This window comes from Streptomyces sp. NPDC005485, from assembly GCF_040606085.1.
In the GTDB taxonomy this organism is placed as follows: domain Bacteria; phylum Actinomycetota; class Actinomycetes; order Streptomycetales; family Streptomycetaceae; genus Streptomyces.
The window spans coordinates 83,903-101,229 of the sequence record NZ_JBEXDZ010000005.1; the positions used below are offsets into that span (position 1 = coordinate 83,903).

General features: G+C 71.0%; 15 protein-coding genes. 1 reads left to right on the plus strand and 14 read right to left on the minus strand.

From position 1 onward, the window contains the following. Positions 1–70: 70 nt before the first annotated feature. The 14 genes from ABZS97_RS03700 to ABZS97_RS03765 all read right to left on the minus strand — a co-directional run bounded on the left by ABZS97_RS03700 (position 71) and on the right by ABZS97_RS03765 (position 16,710). On the minus strand, positions 71–1,486 hold the full coding sequence (locus ABZS97_RS03700; RefSeq protein WP_356133111.1) for a PP2C family serine/threonine-protein phosphatase: 1,416 nt from the start codon (positions 1,484–1,486) through the stop codon (positions 71–73). Then, on the minus strand, positions 1,487–4,045 hold the full coding sequence (locus tag ABZS97_RS03705; protein WP_356133113.1) for a tetratricopeptide repeat protein: 2,559 nt from the start codon (positions 4,043–4,045) through the stop codon (positions 1,487–1,489). A 19-nt stretch (positions 4,046–4,064) separates the two neighbouring features. After that, positions 4,065–5,390, minus strand: a complete 1,326-nt coding sequence (locus ABZS97_RS03710; RefSeq protein ID WP_356133116.1) for a hypothetical protein — start codon at positions 5,388–5,390, stop codon at positions 4,065–4,067. Positions 5,391–5,494: 104 nt separating this feature from the next. Next, positions 5,495–6,520, minus strand: coding sequence for a glutamate ABC transporter substrate-binding protein (locus ABZS97_RS03715; protein ID WP_356133120.1), 1,026 nt, complete (start codon positions 6,518–6,520; stop codon positions 5,495–5,497). Between the two features lie 14 nt (positions 6,521–6,534). Next, positions 6,535–7,989, minus strand: coding sequence for a hypothetical protein (locus ABZS97_RS03720; protein WP_356133122.1), 1,455 nt, complete (start codon positions 7,987–7,989; stop codon positions 6,535–6,537). 282 nt (positions 7,990–8,271) lie between these two features. After that, positions 8,272–8,757 (minus strand): hypothetical protein, encoded by a 486-nt coding sequence (locus ABZS97_RS03725; RefSeq protein ID WP_356133125.1) that lies wholly within the window; start codon positions 8,755–8,757, stop codon positions 8,272–8,274. Further along, a complete protein-coding gene (locus ABZS97_RS03730; protein WP_356133129.1) occupies positions 8,754–9,254 on the minus strand; it encodes a sigma-70 family RNA polymerase sigma factor in 501 nt (166 codons plus the stop codon). The genes ABZS97_RS03725 and ABZS97_RS03730 overlap by 4 nt, the downstream gene beginning before the upstream one ends. After that, complete coding sequence (locus tag ABZS97_RS03735) at positions 9,244–9,717, minus strand: DUF3995 domain-containing protein (RefSeq protein WP_356133131.1); 474 nt, start codon at positions 9,715–9,717, stop codon at positions 9,244–9,246. Before ABZS97_RS03735 ends, ABZS97_RS03730 begins: the two co-directional genes overlap by 11 nt. Positions 9,718–9,910: 193 nt before the next feature. After that, positions 9,911–10,897 carry a BadF/BadG/BcrA/BcrD ATPase family protein gene (locus tag ABZS97_RS03740; protein WP_356133133.1) on the minus strand — a complete coding sequence of 329 codons (987 nt, stop codon included), beginning with the start codon at positions 10,895–10,897 and terminating at the stop codon, positions 9,911–9,913. Continuing rightward, a complete protein-coding gene (locus ABZS97_RS03745) occupies positions 10,888–12,153 on the minus strand; it encodes a 6-phospho-beta-glucosidase (protein ID WP_356133135.1) in 1,266 nt (421 codons plus the stop codon). The genes ABZS97_RS03740 and ABZS97_RS03745 overlap by 10 nt, the downstream gene beginning before the upstream one ends. Positions 12,154–12,161: 8 nt before the next feature. Then, positions 12,162–13,073 (minus strand): carbohydrate ABC transporter permease, encoded by a 912-nt coding sequence (locus tag ABZS97_RS03750; protein ID WP_356133137.1) that lies wholly within the window; start codon positions 13,071–13,073, stop codon positions 12,162–12,164. A 2-nt stretch (positions 13,074–13,075) separates the two neighbouring features. Then, on the minus strand, positions 13,076–14,044 hold the full coding sequence (locus tag ABZS97_RS03755; RefSeq protein WP_356133139.1) for a sugar ABC transporter permease: 969 nt from the start codon (positions 14,042–14,044) through the stop codon (positions 13,076–13,078). Between the two features lie 10 nt (positions 14,045–14,054). Then, positions 14,055–15,416, minus strand: coding sequence for an ABC transporter substrate-binding protein (locus ABZS97_RS03760; RefSeq protein WP_356133141.1), 1,362 nt, complete (start codon positions 15,414–15,416; stop codon positions 14,055–14,057). 82 nt (positions 15,417–15,498) lie between these two features. Next, complete coding sequence (locus ABZS97_RS03765; RefSeq protein ID WP_356133143.1) at positions 15,499–16,710, minus strand: ROK family transcriptional regulator; 1,212 nt, start codon at positions 16,708–16,710, stop codon at positions 15,499–15,501. A 333-nt stretch (positions 16,711–17,043) separates the two neighbouring features. Here ABZS97_RS03765 and ABZS97_RS03770 point away from each other — a divergent pair, with 333 nt between their 5' ends. Next, positions 17,044–17,325 (plus strand): DUF6355 family natural product biosynthesis protein, encoded by a 282-nt coding sequence (locus ABZS97_RS03770; RefSeq protein ID WP_356133145.1) that lies wholly within the window; start codon positions 17,044–17,046, stop codon positions 17,323–17,325. The last annotated feature ends 2 nt before the right edge of the window (positions 17,326–17,327 follow it).

Sequence of the window (17,327 nt, forward strand, 5' to 3'; positions counted from 1 at the left end):
GTACGGCGCGGGTGATGACTGGATGCGGACCGGTCCCCTCCGGTCCAAGCCCGCTCCCCGTGGCGCGGCCTCAGGCGGATCCTGCCCCCTGCGACGGGGCGGGGAACGGCACGATGGCCACTGTTACGTTGTCGTGGCCCCCGCCGTCCAGTGCGTGACCGACCAGGACCTGGGCGCTGTGCAGGGGCCGCAGCGCGGCGTCGAGGGGCACGACCTCGGCCATGTCCTCGGCTGCCTCCGCGTAGTTCCACAGCCCGTCGGTGCACACCACCACCACACCCGGCCGGTCCGGCTTGAAGGAAGCGGTGTGGGGTTCGAGTTCGTACGCGTCCGCGCCGAGCCAGCCCGTGATGGCGTGGGCGCGCTCGTCGGCGTACGCCTCCGCCTCGTTCATCAGTCCCGCGGCCACCATCTGCGCCGCCCACGAGTCGTCCTCGGTGAGCCGGGCCGGGGGTGAGCTGCGGTCGACGGGGACCCAGTAGGCGCGGCTGTCGCCGACCCAGCCGATGATCAGCAGGGTGGGGGTGACGACGGCGCCGACCAGGGTGCAGGCGGGCGCGTTCACGTGCGGGAGGTGCTCGGCGTCCGAACCGGGCGCGTCCGCCAGCGAGTTGACCGCGTGGGAGGCCGCGATGATCGCGTCGTGCATGGCCTGCTGCGGGTGGGTGCCCAGGGGCAGGGCGTCGAGGAGGGCCTCGCCCGCCGCGCGGGACGCGGCGAGGGAGGCCTCGTCGGGCCGGGTCGCCGAGGAGACGCCGTCGCAGACGATCGCGACGACCGCGGGCGAGCCGTCGGGCAGCGCGGTCGAGGAGATCGTGAAGGCGTCCTCGTTGCGATGGTGGCGCAGACCGCGGTCGCTGACCGCGGCGACCGCCCCCAACTCCTGCTCCATGTGGTCGCGTTCGCGTGGCTGCGCGTGTCCGCAGTTCTCGCAGTAGCCGTCGCTGTCCACGTTGCCCGAACGGCAGGCGACGCACAGCTTCGTGCCCGGGGCGGGCGTGGCCAGGTCGGCGGTCCGCGGGTCGGCGGGAGCCGCTGACACGGTCGGCGCGACGGCGGGTGCCGCCGCCGGCGCGGCAGGCTGCTGCGGAGCTGCCAGCGGGTACTCGTCCGGCTCCGCGGGCCGGTCGAACCGCACGCCCGACGGGCCCGCCACCGGCTCCTGCCCGGCCCCCGACGCGCCGACGGCGTGCGGGAGTTCGGACCCGCCCGACTCGGTGCCCCGCAGGTCCGTCGGCAGGTGCACCGGCGCGGGTGTGTCGGAGGAGTCCACCTCGGGGGCGACGGGCCAGTCCACGGACGGGGTGGCCGAAGGGGGCCGCGGCGCAGTGCCGTTCATGGTGATCGTCGGGCTGTCGGCCGGCGGTGCGGGCACCGCCGACAGGTCGAACCCGCACGCACCGCAGAAACGGTCACCCGCCTCCAGCGGCTCCTCGCAACTGGGGCACCGCGAAAGGGCCGTCGGCTGGGGCATCTGCGACATCAATCACACCCACGTCCGGGGGCGGTAACGGTTTGCACGTTCCACCAGGTCGATCCTCTCCTCGCCGCCCCGCGCGAGCCGGGCCAGCGTCCGGTACGAGCGCTCCAGACCGAAGCGGAGACCTCGCTCGTCCAGTGCGCTGCCGAGCAGCACATGTCCGCCGCCGGAAGCCGGAGCGGAACCCTGGCTACCGGAGAGTACCCAGTCCAGGGCGCAGCCAAGGACTTCCGTCGACAACTGCTCGCGTCGCACCGCATCCAGACCGTATCCGTCCAGCGCCTCGACCTGACCCGCGGCGGCGGTCAGATCGTCCAGGAACGGCGCGGCGGCCGCCTCCTGCGCCATCCGCTGCCGCAGCCGCGCCCGCACGGCCGCGACCCGCGCCGCCGTGTAGTGGATCGACGACTCCGGCACGGACTCCAGCGTGCGTACGGCGCCACGGCGGTCGCCCGCCGCGAGCTGCACGCGGGCCAGGCCGAACGCCGCGCTCACATAGCTCGGGTCGGTCGACCACACCAGGCGGTAGTACTCCGCGGCGTTGTCCAGCTGCCCGAGGACCTCCGCGCACAGGCCGAGGGCCAGCTTCGGCGCGGGCTCGCCGGGGAAGGCGTCGTAGATCGCGTCGAAGGACAGCGCCGCGACCTCGTGCTCCCCGGTGGCCAGCGCCGCCACGCCCCGGTACCAGACCACCCGCCAGTCGTCGGGGTGGTCCTTCTCCAGGGCCTCGATCGCCCTGGCCGCGCTGGTCAGTTCGCCCATCTCCAGCCGGGCCCGCAGCTCGCGCAGCCGCAGCTCCAGCGAGCCGGTCGGGGCCGCGTGCAGCGCCGTGATCAGCTCCGCGGGCGCCGAGGCCATCAGCCCCGCCAGGAAACCGGCGTTGGGGTCGGACGGGTCGACGTGCGGGATGGGCAGTGCGAGCGCGGTGGCGGCGGCCTGGACGGGCTTGACCAGGGTGGCCGCGGGGCTCGGCGGCAGCACCGGCGTCCCGTTCGCCCCGGCCGCTGCCGGCGCGCCCTTCTTCCCGCCCTTCACCCGTACGGGTGGCACCCGAGCCCCGAGCCGCGACACATCTCCGTCCAGTCGCCCGAACAACTCCGTGTCCGTGACCTTCAGTTCGGGCCCGAACAGCGTCGACAGCGCCGGGCGTGCGCGGCCCGTCTGCAGCGAGACGACCTCGCGCAGAACGCCCGTCAGCTGCTCCGCCATCTCCTGCGCGGAGGCGAACCGGCGGGCCGGGTCGGGGTCGGTGGCGCGGACGAGAAGCCGGTAGAACGACTCGTACTGGCGGAAGACCTCGATGTTGTCGGGGTCGGGCAGGGAGTCCACGAACACGTTCGTGTAGCCCTGGAAGTCGAAGGTGAGGACGGCGAGGGTGCGCGCGACCGTGTAGAGGTCGGAGGCGACCGACGGGCCGACCTCGGCGACCTCGGGCGCCTGGTAGCCCACCGTGCCGTAGATGGCCGACTCGTCGTCGTCCATCCTGCGCACCGCGCCCATGTCGATCAGCTTGAGCTGGTCCTCGGTCTGGATCGCGTTGTCGACCTTGAAGTCGCAGTACAGCAGGTTGCGGCTGTGCAGATGGCCGAGCGCCTCAAGCGCCTCGATGCCGTACGCGCACGCCTGCTCGACCGGCAGCGGATCCCGCTTGCCGTCCGGCGCACGGCGGTCGTTGGCGATCTCCTTGAGGGACTTGCCGCCGACGTACTCCATGACGATGTAACCGTCGAGGGAGCCGGTGCGCTGGTCGAGGTGCTCGACGAAGTTGTAGATCCGGACGATGTTGGAGTGCTCGATCTCCGCGAGGAAGCGCCGCTCGGAGATCGCCGCCGCCATCGCGTCCTGGTCGCCCGTGTCGAGGAGGCCCTTGAGGACCACCCAGCGGTCGGACACGGCCCGGTCCACGGCGAGGTAGACCCAGCCGAGGCCGCCGTGCGCCAGACAGCCCACGACCTCGTACTGGCCGTGCACGACGTCACCCGTGCCCAGCTTCGGTACGAACGAGTACGGATGACCGCACTTGGTGCAGAACCCCTCGGTGCGCCCGGGCCGCTCACCGCGCGAACGCCCCACCGGGGCCCCGCAGTCGGAGCGCGAGCAGAACCGCTTGCGCTCGGGCACCTCCGGGTTGTCCTGGACCATTCCGCGCGGGTCGGGCCGCGGCACGTCCGGTACCTGCACCAGCCCGACGCCGAGCCGGCTGCGCCCCGAGGTGCCGGAGGCCGCGCCGGAGCTGCGCACGGACACCGAGCGGCCCGTGGACGAGCCCGACAGCGAGCGCGACAGGCGCCCCGAGACCGAGCGCCGGGACTGCGAGGACCGCGACGACGTCCGCGAGCTGGCACGCGAACTGCTGCGCGCACTACTGCTGTTGGACCCGCGCGAACCCCTGCCGCCGGCGGTGATCCCGGTGGGCGGCGAACTCAGGCTCCCGTTGGTCGAGACGACCGGCGCCAGACCGCACGTGTCGCAGTACAGCTCGCCGCCGCCCACGTCCTCGTACGACCCCGAGCAACCGGGCCGCTGGCACTTGCGCTGCTGCTGACCGACAGGCTGCTGACTCACTCTCCATCACCTCTCACGCTCACGCGTCCGGCCCCCTCCGGTCGTTGGGCCCGCCCTGGTCGGGCACCCGTGGGCTGAGCAGATCGGCGGCCGCCCGCTGGTAGCGCAGGACGGCCTCCGCCGCGACACGCAGGTCGCAGGGCGCGCTCCACAGCATGCGCCGCGCCGCGTCGTAACGCTCGATGAGGAACGGGTCCTCCGCGAGCCCGTGCCGGGCGACCTTCGCCTTGTACGCGTCGAGGCGGCCGCGCAGCTCCGCGCGGACCGCCAGCGGCGCGGTGACCGCGGTCAACGACTCGCGGGCGCGCAGCAGTTCGTCCTCGGCCCGCTCCTCCAGTGCCTCCAGAAGCGGGGAGAGCCGGTGCCACTGGGCGTGTCTGCGGTACTCCGCGGCCGTCGCCAGCTGCTCCTGCAGCGCGGTCGGCGGACCGCTGACGGCGGGCACCTCGGACGCGGCGATCTTCGCGAGGACCTCGCCGCGGGCGCTGCGCGCCTCCGCGAGCGTGCGGTCCGCGCGGCTGAGCACGTCGCGCAGCTTCACGAGGCGGGCCTCCGCGTCCTGGCGGACGGTGAGCACCGCGTCGATCTCCCGGCGCACGTCCTCCAGGGCGCGCGCCTCGCGGTCGTACGTCGTGGTGTCCGGACGTCCGCCGCCGGGAGCCGAACTCCCCTGCGCGGGAAGCCAGTAGGCCAGCGGGTCGGACACCACCTGTTCCCGCAGGACCGTCAGGGTGTGGGTGATCTGTTCGAGGTCGTCGCCCGCCGGGTGCTCGCCGGGGCGCACGCCCACGGAGTGCGCGAGCCGCCGGGTGCGCTGGAGCTCCGCGGCCAGTAAATCGATCCGGGCGGGCAGCGCGGACCACACGGTGTCCGCGGTGACGACCATGTCGAGCGAGGACGCGTACAGCTCGTTCATCCGCTCCACGAGCGCGACCAGCGAGAAGCGCTCGCTGAGCTTGCCCGTGCCCGCGAGTGTCGGCGCGTTCGCCGTGGCCGTGGCGCTGCCGGCGACCGTGACGCTCTCGCCGCGCAGCAGCTCGGTGAGCTCCGCCAGGTCCTCACGGCTCGACCAGCGGCGGCGCGAACGGATCTCCCGCGCCGAGCGCAGCGCGTCCGTGTACGCGTCGAAGTACGCCCACAGCAGCGTGATCGACGCCTCCGCCGACGTCCAGCGCTCCTTGGTCGTGCCCGTGAGCTCGGCGCCTTCGAGGAGTCTGCGGCCCGCGTGGTCCTGCAGGGCGAGGAGCGACGTCTCGATCGCCTCGTGCTCCGCGCCGAGCCGCGCCAGCGCACGGTCCACCTCGTCCCGGTCCATCACCGGCCCGGGGGGTCCCGTGACGCCCATCGATCACCTCTCACTGCTCTGGTTGCCCGTAGTTGCTCAGGTTTTGCTGTGACGCTGCTTCGGTGTTGCTGGAGGGCTGCTTCGGTCGCTTGCGGTCGTTTCCGTCACTTGTACTTCGCCGTGGGCGGGTGCGCCGACTCGGAGTCCGCGCCCAGCGTCGGGGACAGCCACTTGTCGTACGAGGCGCGCCAGCCGCTCTTGCGGTAGTCGACGAGGACCTGGTTGACCCGGCGTACCAGATCGTCCGCCGTCTTGTTCATCGCCACGCCGTAGTACTCGGTGGTGAAGCGGTTGCCTTTGAGCTCGACCGTCGGGTCCTGTGCGGCCTGGCTCGCGGCGAGCGCGCCGTCGGTAACCACGGCGTCGACCTCGCCGAGCTGCAGCCTCACCAGGCAGTCGAGTTGGTTCGGGACCGTGGTGGATATGTCGGCGGAGGCGGTGACGCCGCCCCCGTCCTTGTCGGCCTTCAGCTTCTCGTACGCCGTCGAGCCGTCCGCCGAGCAGATCCGCTGCTCCGACAGCGACTTGTCGTACCCCGTGATGTCCGACTTCTTCGGTGCGAGGACCTGCTGCCCGGTCAGGAAGTAGGGCGCGGAGAACTTGACGTCGTCCAGACGCTTGCAGGTGATCGTCATGCTGCGGACCACCATGTCGACCTGGCCGCTCTGGATCGCCGGGATGCGCTGGTTGGTGGGGATGGCGTGGAAGCGGATCTTGTCCGGGCTGCCGAGGATGTCCTGGGCGATCCGGTGGGCCAGATCGATGTCGAAGCCCTCCAGGTCGCTGCCCTTCTTGGTGCTGTTGGGGTCGCGGTAGCCCCAGCGGTAGCTGTTCTGGTCGACGCCCACCGACAGATAGCCGCGCTTCTTGATGGCGGCGACCGTCCTGCCGCTCTCGTCGCCCGACGGGTTCAGGCTCTGGTCCTGCGCATTCGTGCTCGTGCACGCCGAGGCCCGCGCCTGCGTGCCCTGCGCGACTCCCGGGCCACCGATGCCCGTGCTGCCGTCGCCGCTCTTGCCGCCGCACAGCGGCAGCACCAGCGCGAACACGGCGGTGAGAGCGCAGGCGACAGCCATCGCACCCACGCCGCCCCAGCCCTTCAGGCTTGCCCTCAGGCGTCGTGCCGTCATTGTCGCTCCCCCTCTCACCGGTACTCCGACAGCCTGCGCCCGATGCCCAGCACCGCGCCCGCGGCGGCCAGCACGGCCAGCACCACCGCACCCAGCGCGAGGCCGGTCATCGCGCCCCGGCCGTCGCCCGCCGCCTGCTTGAACTCACCCTGCTCGTGCTTGATCGCCAGCGCGAGGTTCGTGTCCACGCCGCCGAAGCACTCACTCGTCGGCTTCTGCGCCTTGGTTCCGATGACCTTGTCCAGAGCGCCCTGGTAGTCGCCCGAGTCGTCGGCCCTGCGGGCCTCCGTGTGACGGGACTTCCACACCTTCATGTTGGCGGTGGCGGCCTTCACCGGGTCCGCGCCGTCCTTGTCGTCGGCGAGGCCCGCGGCCTCGGCCAGGCCCGTGGTGAGGGCGCTCATCTGCTTCTTGAAGTCGACGTCGAACTTGTCCTCGAAGACGTCCTTCTTGACCTCGACGGTCTCCGCACCCCGGCTGACCAGCGTCAGGTTCTCGTTGCCCCGGGCCTTGAGCGAGGCGATGCGCGCGTCGTTGAGGACGTGCAGCGAGCGGACGCCGTGGTCGTAGGACTCGTCGAGCCCCGCGCGGGCGACGCTGTGCCCGACGACCAGCCACAGCAGGACCACCGCGGACGCGGCCGTCGCGGCGGCCATTCCCTGGTTCAGCACCCGGTTCGTACGGCGGTAGTTGCGCCGCTGGGCCCAGGCCAGGCCGCCGAGCGCGACGACGCCCAGGGCGATCGCTGCCCACGGGTAGGGCCTCGCGTCGGCGTAGTCCGAACTCAGCCGCTGGTTCTCGCGCTTGTAGAGCTCCTCGGCGGCGGGGAGCATCTCGCTGCGCATCTTGTCGTCCGCGTACCGCAGGTAGGCGCCGCCCAGCGGGTAGCCCTGGCGGTTGTTGGCGCGGGCGCGCTCGACGAGGCCCTTGTACTCCGGCAGCAGCTTGTTGAGCTTGGCGATGGTGTCCGCGGACGGGGAGCCGGGCTCGGAGTTGGCGGCCGCGGTGATCAGCCCGTCCGCGGCCGTCCTGATGTCCTGCTCGTACTGCGTGCGGGACTCCGCCGTCTCCTGGCCGCCCGCGAGGAAGCCGCTGGAGGCCGCGGTGTTGGCGTCGGCCAGCGAGCGGTAGATGTCCGCGGCGCCGGCGCTCAGCGGCTGGCTGCTGTGCAGCACGTCGTCCGCGGCGGCCGAACGGTCCGTCATCTGCCAGGCGGTGACCGCGCCGAACGCGATGACCAGCAGGGCGAGGACGGCGCCGATGATCCGCAGCCGGCCGGGCTCCGTCGTCGCCGCGGCGCGCAGCTGGTCGACGCCCTCCGCGAACGCCGTACGGCGTGGGGGCCTCGGCTCGGGCACGGCGGGGCCGGGCGGCGGCACCGGAGGCCCGGACTGCGGCGGCACGGCCGGCAGCGTGGGCGCGCCCCAGCCGGGCGGCGCCGCGCTGTTGCCCTTCGGCGGGTGTGTCACCTGACCTCCCCCATGGTCATCCGTCGGTCACCTCGACCGTGTGCGCGAGAAGCACGGATGGAGGTGCACGGCGGCAAGTATTGCCGCCGGGACTGACATCCGCACAGGCCTTGACTGGATCTTGTTCGGATTGCAGCACATCCTTCGCATGCGCGGCACACCGCCCGACTTTCGCGCGGCACACCACCGGGACGGAAGCGCAGCACAAAGCTCCCCGCACCACCCCCCTTCCCATGAATACGCGATCGGGATCTGTTCGGTTCCCTCCGGGAGCCGGGCGGTTCACAGCAGGTCGGTCAGCCGCCGCAGACTCCGCCGTCCCTCACGCCGTACGCCCAGCGGGACCAGGGCCGCGCGCCCCGGCACCCGCACGCCTCCGGTGAACGCCACCCGCGTGCCCTCGCCTTCCGGGGCCGCGGCGACGCCGATCAGCAGGAACCGGCTCTGCAGCCAGCACCAGCCCGGCCGTTGCACCCCGCGCAGCCGGGCCCGCGGACCGTACCGGCTGCGGGCCAGCGCCTCGACTCCCTCCCCGCTCTCCCCGTGTCGCCGTACGACGCGCAGCCCCCGCATGTCGGGGACGACGAGTGCGAACCCGCCCTCCAGATCGCCCAGCAGGGCCTGGACGCGGTCGTACGGGGCGGCCACCCAGCCCTCGGTGACCTGGGCTCCGCGGATGCCGGCGGCGAGCGCGCGCAGCCGGCGTACGGGGTCCGGGTCGGCGGTCGGCCATGCGCCGGTTGTGCCGGGTCCGGTCGCTTCGGTCATGAGGTCCACGCCTTCCGGAAGGTGTCGCGCGCCCGGTGCAGCCGGGACTTGACGGTGCCGACCCCGATGTCGAGCAGCTCGGCAGCGGCCCGCTCGCCGAGGCCCTCCACGTCGCGCAGGACCAGCACGGCCCGGTGCTCGGGGGAGAGGCGGTCCAGTACGTCCCTGATGTCGGCGCCGAGTTGGGGGTCCCCGCGCGCGGGCAGGGTGCTCAGGTCGGCAGGCACCGCGCGGGCGGTGCGCCGGGCCAGCCGGACCGCCTCGCGCACCGCGATGGCCCGGACCCAGCCGCGCAGCGCGGCGGGGTTCTTCAGGGAGCGCAGCGACCGGAACACCGCGACCAGCGTCTCCTGTGCGGCGTCCGGCCCCTGGTCCAGGGCGATGGGGCCGCAGATACGGCCTACGTAGGGGGCCAGTTCGTCCAGCAGCTCGGCCATGGCGAGGGTGTCACCGCGCTGCGCGGCGCGCACCCGGCGGACCGTTTCCTCATCGGACACGTACGGCATCTTCCCAGCGGGCCTTGCCCTCCCGGAGGGAGGGGAGCTGTGGGCGGGCGACCTTGAGCGCGGCCGCGCACAGCACCGCGCACAGCGGGGTGTAGAGCCCGAGGTTGAGCCAGTAGAACGCCGTCCCGGTGTCCTGCGCAAAGAGCCAGTAGACGCCTGCCAGGGCCCGCAGGGACAGGCCTGCCGCCACCGCGAGGGTGCCTAGACGCAGCAGCCGGTGCGGGCGGCGTGACTGGGCCACGACGATGCCGCTCGCCGCAGTCAGGAGGGCGGCGAGCGGCAGCACGACGGGGGGTGTGAACGGGGCCTCCATGCCGAGCACCGCGTACGACAGGCTCTTCTCGTCGGCGGCGGGCCAGGTGGCGCCGGTCGCCCAGTAGAGGTGGAGCGCTGCGTCCGTGGTGAGGACCGAGGCGAGGAGGGTGGCGGCGCGGTGTTTTGGGCGGCTGGGCATGGTGGCCTCCTGGAGGGTGCGGTGAATCGACACCCTCCAGAGGAGGGGGGCGCGCGATTCGTTCCCCCCGACACCGATCTTCTTTCGCCCCCTCCGCCCCTACCCGTCCCGTACCCGGGGGCTCCGCCCCCGGACCCCCGTTCGCCCTGGACGGGCTTGTCCTCAAACGCCGGACGGGCTGAAACGCTCGTCCTCAAGCGCCGGACGGGGTGGTCTCGTAATGCGTTCGCACGCGCGTGTGCACCTCCTCCGGGGCCGAGGTGTGGTCCAGGCCCAGCAGGATCGCGCCCAGGACCGGGCTGGCTGTGACCACCTGGGGGACCGCCTTGGGGGCTCGGTCGGTGAGGAGGTCGTGGATGCGGTCGTCGAGTTGGGGGTGGCGGGCGGCGAGGATGCTGCCGCCGAGGAGGACCGGGGTCTCCTCGTCCAGGAGGCCGAGACGGGTGAGGGCGACCGTGGCCATGGCGACCACCTCGTCGGCGAGCCGGTCGACGATCGCGCGGGCCACCGGGTCGCCGTCCGCGGCGGTGGCGAACAGCACCGGGGTGAGCTCGTGCCGCCGGGAGTGCTCGATGTGCTCCAGGTGCAGCGCCTCGATCAGCGCGTACATGGAGTCGAGCCCGAAGTGCGCCGGCAGAGTGCGGGCCAGCTCGGTGGGTCCGCCCCGCCCGTCCTCGGCCCGCGCGGCGAACCACAGGGCCTCCTCCGCCAGGCCCCAACCGCCGCCCCAGTCACCGGAGATGCGGCCGATCGCCGGGAAGCGCGCGGTGCGCCCGTCGGGCCGCATGCCGACGCAGTTGATGCCGGCCCCGCACACCACGGCGACCCCGCGCGGCTCGGCGATCCCGGCCCGCAGGATCGCGAAGGTGTCGTTGCGCACCTCCACGGACGACCCCCACGCGCGCGCGTGCAGCGCGGCGGCCAACTGCTCCTCCTCCACGGGGAGATCGGCGTTGGCCAGACACGCCGACACATGGGCCACCGAGGTGACGCCCGCCTGGGCGAAGGCCTGCCCGACGGTCTCGGCGAGCGAGTCCACCGCCGCCCCGATGCCGACCGTCGGGGGCCGGAACCCGCCGCCGCGCGCCGTGCCCACGACATCCCCCGCGGCGGTCACCACGGCGACGTCGGTCTTGCTGTTGCCCGCGTCGATGGCGAGGACACCTGCCGTCACGCCCACGCGAGGTGCTCCCGGTTGTGGGCGATCAGCCGGTCGGTGAGATCGTCGGCGTACGCGTACTGGCCGATCAGCGGGTGGGCGAGCAGCGCCCGGAACACCCGGTCGCGGCCGCCGCGCAGGGCGGCTTCGAGCGCCAGGTCCTCGTAGGCCGTGACGTTCGCCATCAGGCCTGCGTACAGCGGGTCCACCGGCGGGACGGCGAGCGGGGTCGCGCCCTTGTGCCCGACGGCCGCCTGCACCTCGATGACGGCGTCGTCCGGCAGGAAGGGCAGCGTGCCCCGGTTGTACGTGTTGACCACCTGGTAGGGGCTGCCTCCCCCGCCGAGCAGCGAGGCCGCGAGATCCACGGCGGCCTCCGAGTAGTACGCGCCGCCGCGCTTGGCGAGCAGCTCCGGCTTCTCGTCGAGGGCCGGGTCGCCGTACATCTTCAGCAACTGCCGCTCCATCTCGGCGACTTCGGCGGCCCGGGACGGTTTGGTGCCGAGTTCGCGTACGACCTCGTCGTGTGCGTAGTAGTAGCGCAGGTAGTACGAGGGGACCACGCCGAGGCGGTCGACGACGGTGCGCGGCAGGCGCAGGTCGCCGGCGATGGCGTCGCCGTGCTCCGCGAGGAGCTTGGGCAGGACGTTCTCGCCCTCGGGACCGCCGAGACGCACACCTGTTTCCCAGGTGAGGTGGTTGAGGCCCACATGATCGAGGTGGATGTCGACGGGCGCGACGCCGAGCATCCCGGCGAACTTCCGCTGGAAGCCGATCGCCACGTTGCACAGTCCGACGGCCTTGTGCCCGGCCTGGAGCAGCGCGCGGGTGACGATCCCGACCGGGTTGGTGAAGTCGATGATCCAGGCGTCCGGGTTCGTACGGTGGACCCGTTCGGCGATGTCCAGCACCACCGGTACCGTGCGCAGTGCCTTGGCGAGGCCGCCCGCGCCCGTCGTCTCCTGCCCGACGCAGCCGCACTCCAGCGGCCATGTCTCGTCCTCCTGCCGTGCGGCCTGGCCGCCGACGCGCAGTTGCAGCAGTACCGCGTCGGCGCCCTCCACGCCGGCGTCCAGGTCGGAGGTGGTGACGATCCGGCCGGGGTGTCCCTGCTTGGCGAAGATCCGCCGGGCGAGCCCGCCCACCAGCTCCAGCCGCTCGGCGGCCGGGTCGACGAGCACCAGTTCCCCGATCGGCAGGGTGTCCCGCAACCGGGCGAAGCCGTCGATGAGTTCAGGGGTGTACGTGGACCCCCCGCCCACTACTGCCAGTTTCATAGTCAGCGTCAGCCCTTCACTCCGGTCAGCGTGACACCCTCGACGAACGCCTTCTGCGCGAAGAAGAACACGAGGATCACAGGGGCCATGACCAGCACGGTCGCGGCCATGGTGAGATTCCAGTCGGTGTGGTGCGCGCCCTTGAACGACTCCAGGCCGTAACTCAGTGTCCAGGCGCTGGTGTTCTCGGAGGCGTAGATCTGCGGTCCGAAGTAGTCGTTCCAGGCGCTGAAGAACTGGAAGAGCGCCACGGCGGCGATGCCCGGCTTCGCCATCGGCAGGACGACCTTCAGCAGTGTCTTCAGTTCCCCGCAGCCGTCGACCCGCGCCGCGTCGAGGTACTCGTTCGGGATGGTCATCAGGAACTGACGGAGCAGGAAGATGGAGAACGCGTCCCCGAACGCCATCGGGATGATCAGCGGCCACAGCGTGCCGGACAGGTCCAACTGCTTCGCCCAGAAGAGGTACATCGGGATGATGATCACCTGGGGCGGCAGCATCATCATCGAGATGACCAGCATGAGCGACAGGTTGCGGCCCCGGAAGCGGAACTTGGCGAGCGCGTACGCCACGGGGATCGACGACACGACGGTCAGGGCGGTGCCGAGGCCCGCGTAGATCAGTGTGTTCTTCCACCAGGTGAGGAAGCCCGGAGTGTCGAAGACCTTCTTGTAGTTGCCCCACTCCCAGGTGTGCGGGATCAGGTCGCGGCTGAGCGCCTGGCTGTCGCTCATCAGTGAGGTGAGGAGGACGAAGACGAAGGGCAGGACGAAGAAGAGCGCGGCGGCGAGGCCCAGGGAGTGGATCGCGACCCATTCCAGCAGGGCCCGGCGGCGGGCGGTGCGCTCGGCCGGGGTGACCGGCGTCTTCAACTCCACGGGCTCGTCCCGTACTTGTCGTACTTGCTGTACTTGGGTCATGGTCAGTCACCTGCCTGGATGAGGCCGCCCCGGCGCCGCATCAGGAACGCGGTGAACGCCATCGACAGGACGAAGAGCACGAGCGCGATCACACAGGCGGAGCCGTAGTCGAAGCGCTGGAAGCCGAGGTTGTAGACGAGTTGGGGGAGGGTGAGGGTCGACTTGTCCGGGTAGCCGGGCTCGAACTGCGTACCGGCGCCCTGGATCACGCCCGACGCGACCTTCCCTGCGATCAGTGGCTGGGTGTAGCACTGCATGGCCTGGATCACGCCGGTGACCACGGCGAACATGATGATCGGCGAGATGTTCGGCAGGGTGACGTACCGGAACCGCTGCCAGGCCGACGCGCCGTCCAGCTCGGCTGCCTCGTACTGCTCCCGGGGCACGTCGAGCAGCGCGGCCATGAAGATGACCATCAGGTCGCCGATGCCCCACAGGAAGAGCAGGGTGAGGGCCGGCTTGGACCAGGTGGGGTCGTTGAACCAGCCGGGGGCCGGGATGCCGATTTTCTCCAGGAATGAATTGACCGGCCCCGTACCGGGGTTGAGGAGGAAGGCGAACGACATCGTGGCGGCGACGGGCGGGGCGAGGTAGGGCAGGTAGAAGAGGGTCCGGAAGATGCCCGTCCCCGTCTTGATCTTCGTGATCAGCAGTCCGATGCCGAGCCCGAAGGCGACCCGCAGGGTGACCACGACGACGACCAGCCACAGGGTGTTGCGCATCGCGGGCCAGAACAGCGGATAGTGCTCGAAGACGTAGGTCCAGTTCTTCGTCCCGCTCCACGTCGGCGGTTTGAAGCCGTCGTAGTGCATGAACGAGAAGTAGATGGTCGAGAGCAGCGGATAGGCGAAGAAGACCGCGAAGCCGATCAGCCACGGCGACATGAAAGCGGCGGTCCGCAGTGCTTGCTTCCGGTGTTTCGTCGCGAGGCCGGCCCGGCGGTGCTTCTCGTCGAGGGTGAGGGTGCTCATGGCCGTACCGCTACTTCGCCTGCGCGATGTCCGTGTCGATCTGCGCGGCGGTCTTCTTCAGACCTGCCTTCAGATCCGTTGCCTTGCCGCTCTCGTAGTCGTATCCGAACTGCTGGAGGGTCACGAGGTACACACCGCCGTTGATGGACGCGGGAGTTGTCGTGGACTGGGGGTTGGCGGCGATGTCCAGGAACGTCTTGAAGCGCGGGTCGTACTTCAGCTTCGGCGACTTGAGGGCCGCCAGCGTCGAGGGCACGTTGTGGATGTCGTTGGCGAAGCCGACCACCGCGTCCGTGTTGGTGGTCATGTACTTCACCAGCTCCCACGCCGCGTTCTGCTTCTTGCTGGTGGCGGCGATACCGGCGATGGTGCCGGTGATGTAGCCCTTGCCGTACTGGCCCGCCTGGTCGTCCGGTACGGGCAGCGGGGCGACGCCTATCTCGAAGCCGGGCTTGGCCTCCTCGGCCATCCCGAGCCGCCACTCGCCGTCGAGCTGCATGGCGACCTGGCCGGTGTGGAAGGGGTGCTTGGAGCCCCACTCGTCACCGAGCTTGGAGCGGTAGGTCTCCAGCTTCTTGTAGCCGCCGAGTTCGTCGACGAGCTTCTTCTGGAGGGTGAAACCGGCCGTGAAGGCGGGGTCGTCGGCGACGTTCGACTTTCCGTTCTTGTCGAAGTACGTCGGCGAGAACTGCCCGAAGTAGTGCTCGGTCGTCGACTCCCAGCCGTGGTAGTTCGGCATGAATCCGAGCTGCTTGAAACTGTCGCCCTGAGGGATGGTCAGCTTCTTGGCGTCGGCCGTGAATTCGGACCATGTCTTCGGCGGGTGCGCGATGCCGGCCTTCTTGAAGGCGGTCTTGTTGTAGTAGAGCCCGTACGCGTCGCCCAGCAGCGGCACCGTGCAGCGGTTGCCTTCGAACTGGGTGTACTCGTTCATCGTCTTCGGGAACGTCTTCTCCGGGTCGATGTCCGCCTTCTTGAAGAAGGGGTTGAGGTCGACGAGCGCCCCGGAGGAGCAGAACCTGCCGACGTTGTTCGTGGTGAACGACGAAATGACGTCGGGGGCCTTTTCGCCACCGGTCCGAAGCGACTGGTTGATCTTGTCGTCGGTCATGTTGCCGACGACGTTCACATGGATGTTGGGGTGCGCCTTCTCGAAGCCGTCGACCAGCGACTGCACGGCCTTGACCTCGCCGGGCGCGCTCCACGCGTGCCAGAAGTTGATCGTCGTGTCCTTGGACGCGTCGTCACTGGCGCCGGAGTCGGACTGGCCGGTACAGGCGGTGGTGAGGAGCGCGAGGCAGGCGCAGGCGGCGAGAGCGGCAGCCGCCCTCCGGGACACTTCGGGTACGACTTTCCAAGACTTTTCGGGCATGACGGGGTCTCCCAAAGGCATGGCAGGGCACGGTGGTGAGGGTGAGGTGGTGTGGGCTGAGGTGAAGGTGAGAGGGGTGGGCTCAGCGCGAGGTGTCGAAGACCTCGTCACGGGTGGCCGCCAGCGCGCTTTCCAACGCGCCGCGCAGCACGGGGTGTTCGGGTACGTCGCCGACGACGAGGCGCGGCCGGGACGCGGCCAGCTCCTCCAGCTCGTCCTGGACCAGAGCGCGCAGCGTCTCTCCGCCGGCGGAGAGCGAGGCGCCGCTGAGGACGACGAGTTCGGGGTCGAGCACGGAGACGAGCGAGGCGAGACCGGTGGCGACGCCGGTCGCGTACGTCTCCAGGAGCCGGCGGTGCGGTCCTTCGTTGCGCTCGGCGGCCTCGGCGACGATCGCCGCGGCGGCCTCGGCGTAGGGACCGGTGGGCAGGTCCTCGATGCCGAGTTCGCGGGCGAGTTTGGGGATGGCCTGCGAGCCGGCCAGCTCCTGGTAGCCGCCGCTGTTGGCCTTGGTCACATGGCGGACGAGGGGCGCGCCCGGCACCGGCAGGAAGCCGACCTCGCCGGCGCCGCCGGTCCAGCCGCGGTGCAGCCGGCCGCCGAGGACCAGGGCGGCGCCGAGACCGCCCTCGTTCCACAGCAGCACGAAGTCGTCGTGGCCGCGGGCCGCGCCGAGCCGCTGCTCGGCGATGGCGACGAGGTTCACGTCGTTCTCGTACTCGACCGGCATCGGCAGTGCGGCCGCGAGTTCGTCGAGCAGGCTGGGGGAGTGCCATCCGGGCAGGTGCGAGGCGTACCGCAGGCGGCCGGTGCCCGGGTCGAAGGCGCCCGGGGTGCCGATGACCACCCGGTGGATGTCGTCCCTCGCCAGCCCCGCCGCCTTCACCGCTCCGTCGAGGGCGTCGGTGACCTGGCGTACGACGGAGGGGGCGGAACGCTTTTTGGGGGTGGGGAGTTCGTACTCGCCGACGGTGCGGCCGGTGACGTCCGCGACGGCGGCGAGGATGCGCTCGGGGGTCACATCCAGCCCCGCCGCGTGGGCGGCACCCGGATTGACCACGTACAACTGGGCGTTGGGCCCCGGCCGTCCCTCGCTGGTCCCCGTCATCAGTACGAGCCCGGCGGCCTCCAGCCGGGCCAGCAGCTGCGAGGCGGTCGGCTTCGACAGTCCGGTGAGCTTCCCGATCCGCGTACGGGACAGCGGGCCGTGCTCCAGCAGGAGATCGAGCGCGGCGCGGTCGTTCATGGCGCGCAGGACGCGCGGAGTGCCCGGCGTACCGGCGGATCCAGCCATGCGTGTCGACACCTGCCTTTCCAACTGGCCAGCTTTCCAGTGACGGGGTGGAGGTGTCCATCCCGTGATCACTGTTAGGAAAGTTTCCTATTGATGAGAGGAACGTAGGCCCGTGGCCTCGGGGGCGTCAATACCGGCCACGGGGGCAATCAAGTCGTTATGCGCGCGACGCCGGGCTGCGCCGCTCCGCCTGGTGCGCAGGGACACGTGAGTGTGACCAGTGATCCAGTGAATCGTTTCCGCATGAAATCGCCCCGTAGGGTGCACAAAAATGCAAATGGCCCACATGTCCACCTTCATGGGTGCAGTGGGCCTTCACTGGAGGAGCTGCCCGTGCGGGTTCGTCGTCTCATTCCGATCGCCCTGGCCGCCGTCCTGGCGAGCGCCGCCGCGGGTGTCGTCACCGCCACGCCGGCGGCTGCCGACCCGTGCGGCTTCTACGAGACGGGGTCCGACGCCTTCTACAACCACTGCACATCCGACCGCTCGAACGTGGTCATCAAGGTGGAAGTCGCCTGGGGCCCGGACTACGAGACGTGCGTCGGCCCCGGCAGGTCCTGGCTCGGCTCCGCCTCGAAGATCCAGGGTGCGCACTACACCGGCCGCACCTGCTGACA